The organism is Streptomyces sp. NPDC043427, from assembly GCF_056436655.1.
In genome coordinates this window covers 114,092-129,308 of record NZ_JBWKCC010000003.1, presented here as the reverse complement: position 1 = coordinate 129,308, position 15,217 = coordinate 114,092, and the positions used below count along the sequence as shown (strand labels likewise).

General features: G+C 70.4%; 15 protein-coding genes and 1 pseudogene. 14 read left to right on the top strand and 2 right to left on the bottom strand.

Annotated features, from left to right (window positions below):
- Window positions 1-50: 50 nt before the first annotated feature.
- The 6 genes from AC067M_RS07895 (at window position 51) to AC067M_RS07870 (ending at window position 5,721) form a co-directional block, all read left to right on the top strand.
- Window positions 51-1,379: an extracellular solute-binding protein gene (locus AC067M_RS07895; RefSeq protein WP_478696117.1), complete on the top strand. Its 1,329-nt coding sequence runs from the start codon at window positions 51-53 to the stop codon at window positions 1,377-1,379.
- Window positions 1,380-1,495: 116 nt separating this feature from the next.
- Window positions 1,496-2,407, top strand: a complete 912-nt coding sequence (locus AC067M_RS07890) for a carbohydrate ABC transporter permease (protein WP_478696116.1) — start codon at window positions 1,496-1,498, stop codon at window positions 2,405-2,407.
- Complete coding sequence (locus AC067M_RS07885; RefSeq protein ID WP_478696115.1) at window positions 2,404-3,306, top strand: carbohydrate ABC transporter permease; 903 nt, start codon at window positions 2,404-2,406, stop codon at window positions 3,304-3,306. The genes AC067M_RS07890 and AC067M_RS07885 overlap by 4 nt, the downstream gene beginning before the upstream one ends.
- Before the next feature lie 2 nt (window positions 3,307-3,308).
- Window positions 3,309-5,027 carry a hypothetical protein gene (locus AC067M_RS07880; protein ID WP_478696114.1) on the top strand — a complete coding sequence of 573 codons (1,719 nt, stop codon included), beginning with the start codon at window positions 3,309-3,311 and terminating at the stop codon, window positions 5,025-5,027.
- A 119-nt stretch (window positions 5,028-5,146) separates the two neighbouring features.
- The gene (locus AC067M_RS07875; RefSeq protein ID WP_478696113.1) at window positions 5,147-5,371 is read left to right on the top strand and encodes a hypervirulence associated TUDOR domain-containing protein; all 225 of its coding nucleotides are present in this window, start codon (window positions 5,147-5,149) and stop codon (window positions 5,369-5,371) included.
- Window positions 5,371-5,721, top strand: a complete 351-nt coding sequence (locus tag AC067M_RS07870) for a DUF3140 domain-containing protein (RefSeq protein WP_478696112.1) — start codon at window positions 5,371-5,373, stop codon at window positions 5,719-5,721. The genes AC067M_RS07875 and AC067M_RS07870 overlap by 1 nt, the downstream gene beginning before the upstream one ends.
- On the opposite strand, the gene AC067M_RS07865 is transcribed toward AC067M_RS07870, so the two are convergent.
- Window positions 5,690-6,355: a nucleoside/nucleotide kinase family protein gene (locus AC067M_RS07865; protein ID WP_478696111.1), complete on the bottom strand. Its 666-nt coding sequence runs from the start codon at window positions 6,353-6,355 to the stop codon at window positions 5,690-5,692. The genes AC067M_RS07870 and AC067M_RS07865 overlap by 32 nt on opposite strands.
- 91 nt (window positions 6,356-6,446) lie before the next feature.
- Here AC067M_RS07865 and AC067M_RS07860 point away from each other — a divergent pair, with 91 nt between their 5' ends.
- The 4 genes and pseudogenes from AC067M_RS07860 to AC067M_RS07845 all read left to right on the top strand — a co-directional run bounded on the left by AC067M_RS07860 (window position 6,447) and on the right by AC067M_RS07845 (window position 10,444).
- Window positions 6,447-7,187 carry a beta-phosphoglucomutase family hydrolase gene (locus AC067M_RS07860; RefSeq protein ID WP_478696110.1) on the top strand — a complete coding sequence of 247 codons (741 nt, stop codon included), beginning with the start codon at window positions 6,447-6,449 and terminating at the stop codon, window positions 7,185-7,187.
- Window positions 7,184-9,529: a glycoside hydrolase family 65 protein gene (locus AC067M_RS07855; protein ID WP_478696109.1), complete on the top strand. Its 2,346-nt coding sequence runs from the start codon at window positions 7,184-7,186 to the stop codon at window positions 9,527-9,529. Before AC067M_RS07860 ends, AC067M_RS07855 begins: the two co-directional genes overlap by 4 nt.
- A gap of 64 nt (window positions 9,530-9,593) precedes the next feature.
- A pseudogene (locus AC067M_RS07850) lies at window positions 9,594-9,677 on the top strand (proteasome subunit beta); the annotation flags it as partial.
- Between the two features lie 86 nt (window positions 9,678-9,763).
- Window positions 9,764-10,444, top strand: coding sequence for a Clp protease N-terminal domain-containing protein (locus tag AC067M_RS07845; RefSeq protein ID WP_478696108.1), 681 nt, complete (start codon window positions 9,764-9,766; stop codon window positions 10,442-10,444).
- Between the two features lie 564 nt (window positions 10,445-11,008).
- On the opposite strand, the gene AC067M_RS07840 is transcribed toward AC067M_RS07845, so the two are convergent.
- Entirely contained in the window at window positions 11,009-11,869 is an 861-nt protein-coding gene (locus AC067M_RS07840) for a UbiA family prenyltransferase (RefSeq protein WP_478696107.1), read from the bottom strand.
- Window positions 11,870-11,927: 58 nt separating this feature from the next.
- On the opposite strand from AC067M_RS07840, the gene AC067M_RS07835 reads away from it, so the two are divergent.
- From AC067M_RS07835 to AC067M_RS07820, 4 genes are all read left to right on the top strand, one after another.
- Complete coding sequence (locus AC067M_RS07835; RefSeq protein ID WP_478696106.1) at window positions 11,928-13,052, top strand: type III polyketide synthase; 1,125 nt, start codon at window positions 11,928-11,930, stop codon at window positions 13,050-13,052.
- 8 nt (window positions 13,053-13,060) lie between these two features.
- Window positions 13,061-13,576 carry an isoprenylcysteine carboxyl methyltransferase family protein gene (locus AC067M_RS07830; protein ID WP_478696426.1) on the top strand — a complete coding sequence of 172 codons (516 nt, stop codon included), beginning with the start codon at window positions 13,061-13,063 and terminating at the stop codon, window positions 13,574-13,576.
- Window positions 13,573-14,604, top strand: a complete 1,032-nt coding sequence (locus AC067M_RS07825; protein ID WP_478696105.1) for an NAD(P)/FAD-dependent oxidoreductase — start codon at window positions 13,573-13,575, stop codon at window positions 14,602-14,604. The genes AC067M_RS07830 and AC067M_RS07825 overlap by 4 nt, the downstream gene beginning before the upstream one ends.
- A 133-nt stretch (window positions 14,605-14,737) precedes the next feature.
- Window positions 14,738-15,217 carry a DUF5709 domain-containing protein gene (locus tag AC067M_RS07820; RefSeq protein ID WP_478696104.1) on the top strand — a complete coding sequence of 160 codons (480 nt, stop codon included), beginning with the start codon at window positions 14,738-14,740 and terminating at the stop codon, window positions 15,215-15,217.

The window sequence follows — 15,217 nt, the reverse complement described above, 5'->3', positions numbered from 1 at the left end:
GCCTCCGTCGGCGCCGTGCTCCGTCCCCAACCGACGAAAAGGGATCGAAGATGACCACTGTGGGTGTGCGGCGCTCCCGCCGACTCGGCCGCGGCGGCATACGCCGCGTGGTTCCCCTTGCTGCCGTGGCTACGGCAGGTGCCCTCCTGCTCTCCGCCTGCGGGTCGGGGTCCGACTCGGGCGGGACCTCCAAGTCGCTGACGTTCTGGATCTCCACGGTTCCGGGGCAGGACGCGGGCTGGAAGAAGCTGGTGGCGCAGTACAAGAAGGAAGCCGGCGTCTCCGTCAAGCTCGTCAACATCCCCTACGAGGGCTACACGACGAAGCTGCACAACGCCGCGCAGGCCAACTCCCTGCCCGACGTGGCCGCCGTGCCGGCGCTGGACCCGATCTGGTCGAGCAAGCTGATCGACCTCAGCTCCATCGCCAAGAACAAGAGCTACAACATCAACGCCAACTTCCTGGCGAAGGATTCTTCGGGGAAGGTGCTGTCCATCCCCTCGGACGTCACCGCGTCCGGCCTGTTCATCAACAAGTCGCTGTTCGAGAAGGCCAAGGTCCCCTTCCCGACCTCGCCCGACAAGACCTGGACCTGGACCGACTTCATCAAGGCGGCGAACAAGGTCCGCGAGAAGACCGGCGCCAAGTACTCCCTCACCTTCGACCAGTCGCCGTCCCGGCTGCGCGCCATGGTGTACGAGATGGGCGGCAAGTACGTCCACGCCGACTCCTCCGGCAAGTTCTCGGCGGACGACGCGACCAAGAAGGCCGTGAACACCTTCGTCGGGTGGAACGACAACAAGACCATGCCGAAGTCGGTGTGGACCAGCGGCGCCGACCCGTCCGCCATGTTCCAGAGCGGTGACGTGGTCGCCTACTGGTCCGGCGTGTGGCAGGTCGCCGCCTTCGCCGACAGCATCAAGAAGTTCGACTGGGCGAGCGTCCCGACTCCCGCCGAGCCGGTGCAGGCCAGTGACGTCAACGCCGGCGGCATGATGGTCGGCTTCAACAACAACGGTGACGCGGCCACCGCCGCGCAGAAGTTCCTGTCCTGGGTCTACGAGCCGGACCACTACCGGACGCTGTGCGAGGCCTCCGGGTTCCTGCCGGTGGAGAACGGCCTGAACCCGAAGTACCCCTTCACCTCCGAGGCGGCGCAGGCGGCGTTCAAGCTGTACAACGAGGAGATCCCCCTCTACGCACCGATCTCCGGCTACTTCAACAACGCCCAGACGCAGTGGGTCCTGAAGGGCAAGAGCATCACCGAGGACCCGACCAAGACGGAGCTGGGCAAGGCGATCAACGGCCAGCAGTCGGCCGACAAGGCCCTGGAGAACATCGTGGCCGGCTACAACCAGCAGGTCGGCGGCGGATCGTAGGCCGCGGGGCCGGGCGGCGGAGAGACATCGCCGCCCGGCCCTGGACGCGCCCCGTGATGCCGGGCTCATGGCGTGAGCCCACCGCAACCCCCTTCCACCAGCACGGAGTCAGGAAGATGACCACACACGCCTCGGCCGTGTCCGCGAGCCCGCCCAGGAAACGCAGTAAGTACACCTTTGCGCCGCTCGTCCTCATCGCGGCCAATGTCGTGCTCTTCGCGCTGTTCTTCGTCTGGCCTGCGGTGATCGGGCTTGTCTACTCCTTCACGAACTACACGGGCGTTGGGGTGTTCCAGTGGGTCGGACTGGACAACTACCACAACCTGTTCGGGGACTCCACGTTCTACGACGCGCTGACAAGGACCCTGCTCTACACCGTCCTGTTCGTCCCGCTGAACTTCGCGCTGTCGCTGCTCGCCGCCAACCTGGTGGTGAGCAAGCACGCCAAGGGTTCGTCGCTCGCCCGCGTCATCTTCTTCATCCCGTGGCTGCTGTCGCCCATCGTCGTGGGCGTCCTGTGGCGGTGGATGTTCGGTGAGAACTTCGGACTGGTCAACTACGTCATCGAGAAGCTCGGCGGCGGCGCCGTTCCGTGGCAGTCGAACGCGGACCTGTCACTGCTCGTCGTGGTCATGGCGGCGTCCTGGATGTGGACGGGCTTCACGATGCTGCTGTTCATAGCGGCGATCAAGAACGTACCGGTGTCGTACTACGAGGCGGCCTCGCTCGACGGCGCCGGACCGTGGCGCCAGTTCATCAGCATCACGCTGCCGAGCATCGCGCCCACCTCGTTCATCGTCATCCTGCTCAACACGATCAACGCGATGAAGGAATACCCGGTGTTCGTCGCCCTCAACAACGGCGGACCCGGATCGTCGAACAACCTGCTCGTCCAGTACATCTACGAGACCGGCTTCAAGCGGGGCCAGATCGGCTACGCGAGCGCCGCGTCCTTCGTGCTCATGCTCATCCTGATGGCCGTCGCGATCATCCAGCTGATCGTCAACCGGCGGGTGGAGAACCGATGACTACCACAGACATGCCACGCCCGCTCGACGCCGACGCCAAACAGCCCGTTTCCAAGCAGGGCCCCCGCAGTGCGGCCCGCGGTGGGATCCGGCGGGCGGTGCCCGCGACGACACTGCTGTGGATCCTGGCGTTCCTCTACGGGTTCCCGGTGCTGTGGTTCATCCTCAGTGCCTTCAAGCCGGCCAGCGACCTGTTCTCCTATCCGCTGACACTGGTCCCGCACAACCCCACCCTGTCGGGCTTCGAGGCCGCGTGGGACAGCGCCAACTTCTCCCAGTACTTCATCAACACCGCCATCGTGTGCGTGATCACGACGATCCTCACGGTGGGAGTCAGCTGCTGCACCGGGTACGCGCTGGCCAAGTACGACAACAAGTGGCTCAAGGCCTTCTTCCTGTGCATCCTGGCCACGACGATGCTGCCGGGCGAGGTCATGCTCGCCCCGGAGTTCCTGGTGGTCCGCAACCTCGGCCTCTACAACTCCTTCGCCGGCATCATCCTCCCGGCCGTGCTCACCGCGACCGGATGCTTCATGTTCCGCCAGTTCTTCCTGACGGTGCCCGACGAGCTCGTGGAAGCCGCGCGTATCGACGGCGCCCGCGAACTGGCGATCTTCGCGCGGATCATGGTGCCGCTCTCCCGGCCCATCATGCTGACCCTCGCGATCCTGTCGTTCCAGTGGCGGTGGAACGACTACATCTGGCCGCTGCTGATGCTCAACGACCCCAACAAGTTCACCGTGCAGATCGGCATCCAGAGCATCGTCGGCGCGCAGAACATCAACTGGTCGGTCCTGCTCGGCGCGTCGGTCATCTCCATGATCCCGCTGATCGCCGTCTTCCTGGTCTTCCAGCGCTACGTCATGGGCGCCGACATCAACGCCGGACTGAAGGACTGACCTTGCCGACCCCGCTCGACCACGAGTTCGTCCGCGCGGCGGCCCGCGCCGCCGACCGACTGGCCGCTCCGCTCGCGGCCGGCCCCGACGAGGAACCCGCCGATGTGCCGCACCGTGGTCTGGCGCGCAGGGTGAAGACCCTGATCGCGGCATACCGCTCCCCGGACTCGGCACTGCACGGCAGCGATCAGGCCATCGCCGCCATGATGACCCACCTCCGCGCCCTGCGGGCCGCGCAGACCACCACGGGCCTGTTCGCCGGCGGCGACAACGTGCAGTCACCTCCGGACTCCGCGTTCACCGTCAACGACGTGTGCGACGCGCACGTCCTCGCCGCCGGCGCGGGGCCGGAACTGCGCGACGTCACGGCCGCGCTCGCCGAGATCGCCCGTGCCGCCTCCGGCAGTCTCCTGACCGGTGGGGTGCACACCCCGAACCACCGCTGGGAGCTGTGCTCGGCGCTGGCCCGGCTGCACCGGTCGTTCCCCGACGACCGGCTGCTCGACCGCGTCGAGGAGTGGCTCTCCGAGGGCGTCGACATCGACGCGGAGGGCCTGTACTCGGAACGCAGCGCCAACTACGCGGCCCACGTGTCCAACCCCTCGCTGCTGCTGCTGGCCGGCGTCCTCGGCCGTGCCGACCTGCTGGACGCCGTCGAACGCAATCTCACCACCACCCTGGACCTCATCAGGCCGGACGGCACGGTGGAGACCCTCCACTCGCGACGGCAGGACCAGAACCACCCGTTCCCGCTGGCCCCCTACCTGCCGCACTACCGGCTGCTCGCGATCCGCACCGGCCGGGGCGACTTCAGCCGGGCGGCGCGGCTGGCGGCCGCCGGCGGCATCGACGACCCCGACCTGCTCGCCGAGACCCTCCTCACCCCGGACCTGTGCCGCGTCCTGCCGGCACCGGCCCCGAAGACACTTCCGCGCGACCGGTACATCACCACCGCGCGCCTCGCCGCACGCGCCTCGGCCACCGCGCACACGGTGGTGTACGGCGGTTCCGACGTGCCCGAGCACCGGCGCATCCGCTCGGGCCTCGCCTGCAACCCCACCTTCCTGCGGTTGTTCGCCGGCGACGCCGTCCTCGACGCGGTCCGTCTCTCGCGGGGGTTCTTCGACCTGGGCCCCTTCCGCGCCGCCGACACGCAGCGGCTCGCCGACAGCCGGTACCGGCTCACCGAAACCCTCACGGCCGCCTACTACCAGCCGCTCCCGCCGGACCGGCGACGCGACGACGGCGTCTACCGGATGGCGGACGAGGGACGCTTCTCGGCCGCCATGGCCTTCCCGGACCGGCCTCGGGACGAGGTCTCGCACACGACGCGCGTCGAGGTGGACCTGCGGGAGGACGGTGCCGACCTGCGGATCGACATCAGCGGACCGCGGGTGCCCTGGGCGCTCGAACTGACCTTCCGGCCGGGCGGCGTGCCGGAGGGCGCCGTACCGATCGGCGACGGACGCTGGTGCCTGACGACCGGGCCGATGACCTACCGGGTCGGCGACGACGAGATCCGGGTCGAGGCCGGCGTCGAGGCAGGCGAACCGCTCGCCGGGCCGGACCGGGGCGACGTACTGCGGTACGACCCGGGTCAGGACTACACCGTGGTGGGCGGCACCGACGCGACGACCGGTAACCGCGTCTACATCGGTGGACAGGGCCCGCACACACTGACCGTCGCACTGCGCGCCCACCGTCCCGCACCTGGCGCGTGACCCCGACCCGGTCCTCGTCGCCCGACCGTCACCGACCGGCATTGGATGTAATGGCCTTCACTTGCGGTGACCCGACGCTGGTCGCAAGGAACAACGCGCCCTGAGCCCGGGAGAACCCCGTGACCAAGAAGAAGCTGCACAAGGGGGACAAGGTCACCTGGAAGAGCCACGGACAGAGCGTCACCGGGAAGGTCAGGAAGAAGATCACAGAGCGCACCGAGGCCGCCGGCAGGACCGTGGACGCCTCGGCCGACGAGCCGCAGTACGAGGTGGAGAGCGACAGGACGGGCCGCTCCGCGGTCCACAAGCCCGGTGCCCTCCGCAAGAAGGACGACGGTTCCTGATGGCGGGCAAGGGCGACGGGAACGACCGGAGCGCGACACTGCGCGCCTTCGCCGAGGCCGTCAACATGACGCCGGGCAGGCTGGAGAAGTGGCTGGAGACGGACGAGTCCCGGCGCGTCGGCCAGAGCAAGGGCGGTGCGGACGCGGAGAGCGTGGGACACGCCTCCGGACGGCGGATCGTCGAACTGCTCCGCACCAGGAAGGCCGACCTCAGCGACGACGACGTCGCGCACATGCGCAGAGTGGTCGGCTACGTCCACCGACACCTCAAGCAGCGCCCGGCGGGCGACGTCACCGACACGCCATGGCGCTACTCCCTCATGAACTGGGGCCACGACCCACTGGACTGAGGGCCCGCACCACCAGGTCCGCCCGCTCCCTGGTCGATGCCACCAGGTCCGCGTTGCGCTGGTCCGTGCCCAGCACCCAGGCGACGGCCTCCTCGTGGCCCTTGCCGAACTCCTCGTGGCGGGCGACGAGTCGGCGGATGCGCTCGTCCTCGTCCGTCTCGCAGAACCACACCTCGTCCAACTGCCGCCGCACTCGCGCCCACGCGCCCGTCTCCAGCAGCAGGTAGTTGCCCTCCGTCACCACCAGCCGGGCCGTCGACGGCACCGGGACCGCCCCGGCGATCGGCTGCTCCAGGACCCGCTCGAAACCGGGCGCGTAGACGATCTCCTCGCCGTCCCTCTCCTCGCGCAGGCGCCCCAGCAGCGCCGCGTAACCCGCCGCGTCGAACGTGTCGGGCGCGCCCTTGCGGTCACGGCGGCCGAGCCGGTCCAGTTCGACGTCGGCGAGGTGGAAGCCGTCCATGGGGACGTGCGCGACCCACGGCTCACCCGGTCCGTTCAGCTCCCGGACCAGGCGCTCGGCGAGCGTCGTCTTGCCCGCGCCCGGGCTGCCGGTGATGCCGAGCAACGCCCGCCGCCCCTCGGGGACGAGGGCGCGGGCCCGCAGGAGCAGGTCGTCGAATGTCAGGGGCACACCGCAGAGTGTGTCACCGGTGCGAGCCGAAAAACGTCCCTGTGGCGTGCGCCACCCCGTGGACGCCGTCTTGCGGGGAACCGTGTCCTGTATGACGGATCTCGGTCTTCCCGAAGCAATCGTGAGCTGCCTCTTCGACCTGGACGGGGTCGTCACGAAGACGGCCGTCGTCCACGCGGCCGCCTGGAAGGAGATGTTCGACGCCTTCCTGCGTGAGCACGAGGGCGAGAACGCCCGGCCCTTCGACTCGGGCGCCGACTACGACGAGTACGTCGACGGCCGCCCACGCGCCGACGGAGTGCGCACCTTCCTCGCCTCGCGCGGCATCGAACTACCCGAAGGCGATCCCGACGACCCGCCGGACGCCGCCACGATCCACGGCCTCGGCAACCGCAAGAACGAGCTGCTCCTGGAGAAGATCCGCACCCAGGGCGTCGAGGCCTACGAGGGCACCCTGCGCTACATCGAGGCGGTCCGCGCGCAGGGCCTGAGCACCGCGATCGTCTCCTCCAGCGCCAACACCCGGGACGTGCTGCGCTCCATCGACGCCGAGCACCTCTTCGACGTACGGATCGACGGCGTGGTGGCCGCCGAGCGGAAACTGCCGGGCAAGCCGCACCCCGACACCTTCCTTGCCGCGGCCCGCGACCTCGGCGTGGAACCCTCCAGGGCGGCCGTCTTCGAGGACGCGCTGGCCGGCATGGACGCCGGTCGAGCGGGCCGCTTCGGGTACGTCGTGGGCGTGGACCGCGTCGGTCAGACGGACGCCCTGTACCGGCACGGCGCGGACGTGGTCGTGAAGGACCTCGCCGAACTGGGAGGGAAGGCGTGATCAGTCAGCGCTCGTACGCCGTCGAGCCGTGGACCGTGCGGGAGACGGACCTCAACCTCGACGTACTGGCCCAGAGCGAGTCCGTGTTCGCGCTGTCCAACGGGCATGTCGGCTGGCGCGGCAACCTCGACGAGGGAGAACCGCACGGCCTGCCCGGCACCTACCTCAACGGCGTGTACGAACTGCACCCGCTGCCGTACGCCGAGGCGGGCTACGGCTACCCGGAGTCCGGGCAGACCGTCATCAACGTCACCAACGGCAAGGTGCTGCGCCTCCTGGTCGACGACGAGCCCTTCGACCTGCGCTACGGGCGGCTCGTCACCCACGAACGCACCCTGGACCTGCGCCGGGGTGTCCTGGAGCGGACCTGTGAGTGGACGTCCCCGGCAGGGACGACGGTACGGGTCCGCTCGACACGCCTGGTCTCCCTCACCCAGCGGGCCATCGCCGCCGTCGCCTACGAGGTGGAGCCCGTCGACAGCCGCACCCGCGTGGTGATCCAGTCCGAACTCGTCGCCAACGAGAGCCTGCCCGAGCCCAACGGCGACCCGCGCGCCGCCCGGGCACTGAAGTCGCCGCTGGAACCCGAGGAGGACTACACCTCGGGACAGCGGCTGCGCCTCGTGCACCGCACCAAACGCAGCGGCCTGCGCGTGGCCGTGGCCGCCGACCACGTCGTCACCGGCCCCGACGGCACCTCCACGAGCAGCGAGAGCAACGTGGACGTGGCCCGGATGACGGTCACCTCCGTGCTCGAGCCGGGCGAGCGGCTGCGTGTGGAGAAGCTGGTCGCCCACGGCTGGTCCGGCGCCCGCTCCCGGCCCGCGATGAGTGACCAGGTCGAGGCGGCGCTGGCGGCGGCCGGGCACAGCGGCTGGTCGGGCCTGATGGATGAACAGCGCGCGTACCTCGACGACTTCTGGGCGCGCGCCGACGTCGAGGTCGACGGTGACGAGGAGATCCAGCAGGCCGTCCGCTTCGCCCTCTTCCACGTCCTGCAGGCCGGCGCCCGCGCCGAGCAACGGGCCATCCCCGCCAAGGGGTTGACCGGTTCCGGTTACGACGGGCACGCCTTCTGGGACACCGAGACCTTCGTGCTGCCCCTGCTGACCTACACCGCTCCCGACGCGGTGGCCGAGGCACTGCGCTGGCGCCAGAGCACCCTGCCCGCGGCCCGGGAACGCGCCACCCAACTCGGCCTGCGCGGCGCCGCGTTCCCCTGGCGCACCATCGAGGGGTCGGAAGGGTCCGCGTACTGGCCGGCCGGCACGGCGGCCTTCCACGTCAACGCCGACATCGCGGACGCCGTGGTGCGCTACGTCGCCGCGACCGGGGACACCGACTTCGAACGCGAAACCGGCGTGGAACTGCTGGTGGAGACGGCCCGGCTGTGGCGCTCGCTCGGCCACCACGACGCGCACGGCGACTTCCACATCGACGGCGTGACCGGACCCGACGAGTACAGCGCGATCGCCGACGACAACACGTACACCAACCTGATGGCCCGGGCGAACCTGCTGGCCGCCGCCGAGGTCGTCGAACGCCATCCGAAGCAGGCGGCCGGGCTCGGCGTCGACGCGGAGGAGAGCGCGGCCTGGCGGGACGCCGCCGAGGCGGTGTTCATCCCCTACAACGACGAACTCGGCGTCCACGAACAGCACGCCGGGTTCACCCGCTACCAGCGCTGGGACTTCGCGGGCACCCGCCCCGACCAGTACCCGCTGATGCTGCACTTCCCGTACTTCGACATCTACCGCAAGCAGGTCGTCAAACAGGTCGACCTCGTGCTGGCGATGTACACCTGCACAAGCCACTTCGACGACGACCAGGTGGCCCGCAACTTCGCCTACTACGAGCCGCTGACCGTGCGGGACTCCTCGCTGTCCGCCTGCGTCCAGGCCGTCGTCGCCGCGCAGGCCGGCCATCTGCGGCTCGCCTACGACTACACGGCCGAGGCGGCCCTGATGGACCTGGGCGACCTGGAGCACAACACCCGTGACGGGCTGCACATCGCGTCCCTGGCAGGCACCTGGATGGCGTTGGTCGCGGGGTTCGGCGGAACGCGGCGCGAGGGCGACTCCCTGCGCTTCGCCCCACGCCTGCCCGAGAGGTTCAGCCGCCTCGCCTTCTCCCTCCAGCTCCTCGGCCGACGGCTGCGCGTGGAGATAGGGCCGGACAAGGCGACGTACACCCTGTTGTCCGGACCACCGCTGACGATCCGTCACCACGGTGAGGAGGTGGCCCTGAACGGCGACGGCCCGGCCGTCCGCACCATCCCCGCCCCGCCGGAGCGCCAGGCTCCCGAACAGCCCCCGCACCGGAGGCCGAATGCCGTCGAGTGATCCCGTCCGGCGTTTCACGGCTGCCCGCCGCAGGTGGTAAGTCGGTCCACCGCCCGGCGTTGCTGACATGGTGAAGCTGTACCAGGTCGAGCTCACGCACTTCGAGAAGGTCGAGGGCGCACCCATGACCCTCGGGGCGAAGGCGACGGACGGCCCGAACGCGACGCTGTAACCGGGTTGTCATCGAGGCAAGTTCGCCTTGACAATTCCGAACTGTCAAGGCGTACTTGCCTCATGCCCTTACCTGATCTGGACGACCTCATCGCCGAAGTGGACCGCACCTGCGACACCGCCCACCGCCCCGGCGTCCAGGAACAGCCCGACTGGCTGGCACTGTTGACGACCGCCGCCGGACTCGCCGGGCAACTCCAGTCCCTGGCCGACGACCTGGTCGAGGACTACGTCGAACACTGCCGGATGCACGGTGCCTCGTGGACGGACATCGGAGCCGCCCTGGGCGTGACCCGGCAGGCGGTGCAGCAGCGCTTCCACGCGCCGCACAAGCGCTACGGCCCGGACACGATGACCGACGACCTCCGTGACGCCATGGTCCACGTCAAGCAGGCCGCCGTCGCTCACCGGAACAACTACATCGGCACAGAGCACCTGTTGTGGGGCCTGACCGCACAGGGCAACAGCGCCACCCGGCTCCTGGAGGCCGGCGGTGTCTGCCCGGACGACGTCCATCGCGGCGTCGGCGCCCGGCTGGGCCTCGGGGCTTCGCAGGCCGCCGAGCGCATCGCCTGGACGCCGTACTCCCGCAAGGCCATCGCCCTCGCTGAGGACCGCGCCGAGCAGCGCGGCTCCGCGCGGATCGACTGTGACGACCTGCTGCTGGGCCTCGCCGGGATCGGACGCGGCGTGGCGGCGGCGGTGCTGGTGGAGGCCGGTTTCCGGCTGGACGGCGTCGAGTGAGACGCTGGGAAGTGCCCACTGGCGACCCGCTGGTCACCGCGGGCGTTCCCCAGCACCCTGTCCTTGTCCACGGGCTGGAACCTCGACGGTACGGTCAAGCAGGCGGCCGCGCCCGCCGTGAATGAGGCCTACGTCAAGTACGACTACGAGGCCGGTACCCGCCGTCTCACCCGGCCCTACGTCACCGACGACGTGCACAGCTACATGCTCCGGGGAACCTGGGCGTGGTCGACGGCGGCAAGACGCTCTGCGCCACCGACGCCCTCGATCTCCCCTGCGGCCTCGACGTCCGGTTCACCCGGGAGGAGTGGGCGAGTCTCCGGCTGCCGGCCCCAGCTTCCGGGCGGTTTCCCGGCGGGGGAGAACCGGGGCAGACGACCCTGTGCCTCCGCAGCCTGAACCGTCACGCTGTACCGCCGGCCGTGGGGCCCGGCCGCAACGGGCGAGGGCGGACAGCACCCGCTCATGCCGTACAGGCCGACGGACCGCTCCCGCGCCCGGATGACGACGCTCTCCTCGTCCGCTGCAGGGCCGAGACGCGCGGCTGCGCAAGCGGCTGGGGGGTCAGGCCATGTCGGAGGCCCGGAGCAGGAGTTGTGCGACGGCGATGCCCGCCACGACGATCGCCGCCCGGAACGGCCACCGACTCCGCACGTCCGACGGCGTGGCCGTGCCCGCGACCGCGACGGCGCCGGCCGCCACCGCCAGTCCCAGGTCCCAGCCCCCTACCGCTCCCGGTGGGCCGGTGACGAGCACGCCCACGGCCGCCAGCATCAGGAACGGGGCCAGCCACCGGCAGGTTGTGCGGCCCAGCCGCTGCGGCAGCCCACGCACACCTGTCGCGAGATCGTCGTCGATGTCGGGCAGCACGTTGACCACGTGCGCTCCCACACCCAGCAACGCCCCGGTCGTCGTCGCCCACCAGGCGGGCCAGGACGGTGACGGCAGGCCGAGGGTGATGAAGGCCGGCAGCGAGCCGAAGGCTACGGCGTAGGGCAGCGGGGAGAACGCCGTGTGCTTGAACAGCAGGTTGTAGCTCCAGCCCGTGGCCACCATGCCCAGATGTGCCGCTCCGGCGCCGGCGCCGCTCAGCAGCGACAGCGGCACGCACAGCCCCAGAGCCGTCCCGGCTGCGACAGCCGCGGCCAGGGGAGCGAGTTCACCCGTGGCCACCGGCTTGTCGCGGCGCCCGCAGGCAGTGTCGCGCCGGACGTCGGCCGCGTCGTTGCACCAGCCCACCGACAGCTGGCCCGTCAGCACGGCCGCGGCCACCGCCGCCGAACCCGCCGCCCCACGGCCCGCCGCCACGGCCAGCAAGGTCGCGAACACCGTCACGGCGACCGCCGGTTCCAGGTGGCAGGAGCGCAGCAGCACCGGGATGCGGTGTGTCGTACGCGGAAGGACATCTGAAGGGTGTAGAGACACAAAGTAAAGATAATTGGGCAAATGAGGCGAGGAAGGCACTATCGGTATGCGTGTCCCCATGACCGTCGACGACGCCCATGCCCCACCCGTCACGCCGTGCCGGACGGCCGCACCCCCCACGGGAGCCACGATCGCGGCAGTGCGCATCGCGCTGCCACCGCACCGTTACGCACAGGACGATCTCACCGAGCCGATCGGTGATCTGTGCCTGCCTCCGGGGGCCGACCGCGCCGTGCTGCGGCATCTGCACGCGTCCGCAGGTGTGCGCGCCCGTCATCTCGCCCTGCCGATCGAACGGTACGCCGGTCTCGGCGACTTCGGGCAGGCCAACGACGCCTGGATGGCGGTCGGACTCGAGCTGGGCGCCGAGGCCGTCACCGGCGCGCTGAAGGAAGCGGGACTCCGACCGGCCGATGTCGACCTTTTGGTGTGCACCTCCATCACCGGCATCGCCGCCCCGTCGCTCGATGCCCGGCTGGCGCGGCGCGTGGGCCTGCGGCCCGACGTGAAGAGGGTTCCGGTGTTCGGCCTGGGCTGTGTGGGGGGCGCGGCCGGTCTGGCCCGTCTGCACGACTACCTGCGCGGGCACCCCGGCGAGACCGCCATGCTGCTGGCCGTCGAACTGTGCTCACTGACCCTCCAGCAGCGCGACGCCTCCCAGGCCAATCTCGTGGCAGGGGCCCTGTTCGGTGACGGTGCGGCGGCGCTCGTCGCCCGCACCGGCGTCACCGCCGGACCCGACGCCACGGGCCCCGTGGTGGTCGCCACGCGCAGCCACCTGTACCCGGACACGGAACAACTCCTCGGATGGAGCATCGGAGCCAGCGGGTTCCGCGTCGTGATCGGCGCCGGCATCCCCGGAATCGTACGCCGTCACTTCGGTCGGCACCTGCGCGCGTTCCTGGCCGACCACGGCCTCACCACCGAGGACATCAGCACATGGCTCTGCCATCCGGGAGGCCCCAAGGTGCTGTCCGCCGTCACCGACACCCTCGGCCTTCCCGCCCACGCCCTGGACACCGCGTGGAGCTCACTGGCGGCGGTGGGGAACATGTCCTCCGTCTCCGTGCTGCACATCCTGCAGACCGCCCGGCAATCCACCCCGCCCGAGCCCGGCAGCTGGGGCCTGCTGATGGCGATGGGCCCCGGCTTCTGCTCCGAACTCGTCCTGCTGCGCTGGTGAGTGACCTCGTGACCTGGTACGCACTCCTCCTCCTGGCCGTCGCCGCCGAACGCGTCGCCGAACTGGTCGTGGCCCGGCGCAACGCGTCCTGGACCCTCGCCCGCGCCGGTGTCGAGCACGGGCGCGGTCACTACCCGGCCATGGTGGTCCTGCACACACTCCTGCTCGTGTGCTGCCTCCTCGAACCCGCCCTGGACGACCGGCCTTTCCTGCCTGCCCTGGGCTGGCCCATGCTCGCCCTCGTGGCGCTCGCCCAGGCCCTGCGCTGGTGGTGCGTCACGACGCTCGGGCCGTACTGGAACACCCGGGTCATCGTCGTCCCCGGGGCACGTCTGGTCGGTGCCGGGCCCTACCGGTACCTGCGCCACCCCAACTACGTGGCCGTGGTGGTGGAAATCGCCGCCCTGCCGCTGGTGCACTGCGCGTGGCTGACCGCAGCGGTGTTCACAGCGGCCAACGCGGCGCTGCTCACCGTCCGCATCCGCTGCGAGAACGCGGCTCTGGCCCGGGCCGTACCCGCATGAGCAGCACACATGACCTGGTGATCGCCGGTGGCGGCCCCGCCGGCCTGGCGACCGCTCTGTACGCCGCGCGCGCCGGCTTCGACGTCGTCGTGGCGGAGCCACGCCGGGCACCGGTCGACAAGGCGTGCGGCGAGGGCCTGATGCCCGGTGCCGTCCGGGCCCTCACCGCACTCGGGCTGGGCATCCAGGGGCAGCCGATCACCGGTATTCGCTACGTCCAGGGAGCCCGCCGGGTCCAGGCGGCGTTCTGGGACGGTCCCGGTCTCGGCGCGCGCCGCACCGATCTGCACGGCGCCCTGCACCGGGCCGTCATCGAGGCGGGGGTGCCCGTACTGCCCCTGCGGGTGGGGGAGGTACGACAGGACGCCACTGGCGTGACCGTGCCCGGCACCGGTCTTCGTGCCCGGTGGCTGGTCGCCGCGGACGGCCTGCACTCACCGGTGCGCCGTTCACTCGGCCTGGAGGTGAAATCCAGCAGGGAGCCCAGATACGGACTGCGCCGTCACTACGCGGTGCCTCCGTGGTCGTCCTACGTCGAGGTGCACTGGGGACGGCACGGGGAGGCGTACATCACCCCGCTCGGCCCCTCACTCGTCGGCGTGGCACTGCTGACCTCCTGGCGGGCCCCCTTCGACACCCAACTGGCGACCCTCCCGGAGCTGGCTACCCGTCTGCCCCGCCAGGCTGCCGCAACCGCGGTGCGCGGCGCGGGACCACTGCGCCAGCGGGCCCGCACCCGCTTCCACGGACGGGTGCTGCTCGTCGGTGACGCGGCCGGATATGTCGACGCGCTGACCGGCGAGGGGATCTCCCTCGCCCTCACCGGCGCCGAAGCCCTGGTCAACAACGTGCGGCGCGGTACGCCGGGTCGTTACGAGACCGACTGGAACCGTGCGACCCGCCGCCACCGGCTTCTGACCGAGCTCCTGGTGAGGGCCCGGCAGCAGTCCGCGCTCGCGCCGCTCATCATGCCCACCGCCGCGTGTCTACCAGGTGTCTTCGCCGCGGCCGTGAACGCACTGGCGTAAGACGACCGCTGTCGGAGCAAGACCGGGGTCAGGGCCGACGCGGCGAGCGTGTGGATCGAGACAGCAACGCATGTGGTTGGAGCGCGTCCGAAGGGAAACCCGAGACCGGACACCGCAGAGAGAGGAGGCAGTCATGGGCAGCGAGCCGACGATGGCGGACGACGCCTACCAGCCCACGGGAACCAACGAGGAGCAGGAGGACGCGGCGCCTCTCGACCTTCAGGACGCCGTCGACGAGCGTACCTACGACGACACCCTCGACGAGGGCTACTCCCCGCCGGAGAAGCCGCTCGGCGTCGCCGAGTACGGCACCACGGCCGCCGAACAGCACGATGGCGAGAGCCTCGACCAGCGCCTGGCCAGGGAGCAGCCCGATGTTGCCCCGCCGCCCGGCGACGGCGTCGGCGACCTCGCGGGTGGCGACGGCGAGCCTGTCGACTCCGAGGCGGGCCGCGAGCGGGCCGGTCGTCTTGTCGCCCCGGACGAGGGGCTGCGCGGCGACACGACCAAGGAGGAGGTCGCCGACGACGTGGGCATCGACGCCGGAGCCGCGGGCGCCGAGGAGGCTGCCGTGCACGTCGTCCCCGACGATCCCGATGCGGAAGAGGTCTGA

Bases quoted from the DNA above. Each gene is read 5' to 3' on its own strand.
- AC067M_RS07895 (WP_478696117.1), top strand. From the start codon at position 51: ATGACCACTGTGGGTGTGCGGCGCTCCCGCCGACTCGGCCGCGGCGGC.
- AC067M_RS07890 (WP_478696116.1), top strand. From the start codon at position 1,496: ATGACCACACACGCCTCGGCCGTGTCCGCGAGCCCGCCCAGGAAACGC.
- AC067M_RS07885 (WP_478696115.1), top strand. From the start codon at position 2,404: ATGACTACCACAGACATGCCACGCCCGCTCGACGCCGACGCCAAACAG.
- AC067M_RS07870 (WP_478696112.1), top strand. From the start codon at position 5,371: ATGGCGGGCAAGGGCGACGGGAACGACCGGAGCGCGACACTGCGCGCC.
- AC067M_RS07860 (WP_478696110.1), top strand. From the start codon at position 6,447: ATGACGGATCTCGGTCTTCCCGAAGCAATCGTGAGCTGCCTCTTCGAC.
- AC067M_RS07845 (WP_478696108.1), top strand. From the start codon at position 9,764: ATGCCCTTACCTGATCTGGACGACCTCATCGCCGAAGTGGACCGCACC.
- AC067M_RS07835 (WP_478696106.1), top strand. From the start codon at position 11,928: ATGACCGTCGACGACGCCCATGCCCCACCCGTCACGCCGTGCCGGACG.
- AC067M_RS07825 (WP_478696105.1), top strand. From the start codon at position 13,573: ATGAGCAGCACACATGACCTGGTGATCGCCGGTGGCGGCCCCGCCGGC.
- AC067M_RS07820 (WP_478696104.1), top strand. From the start codon at position 14,738: ATGGGCAGCGAGCCGACGATGGCGGACGACGCCTACCAGCCCACGGGA.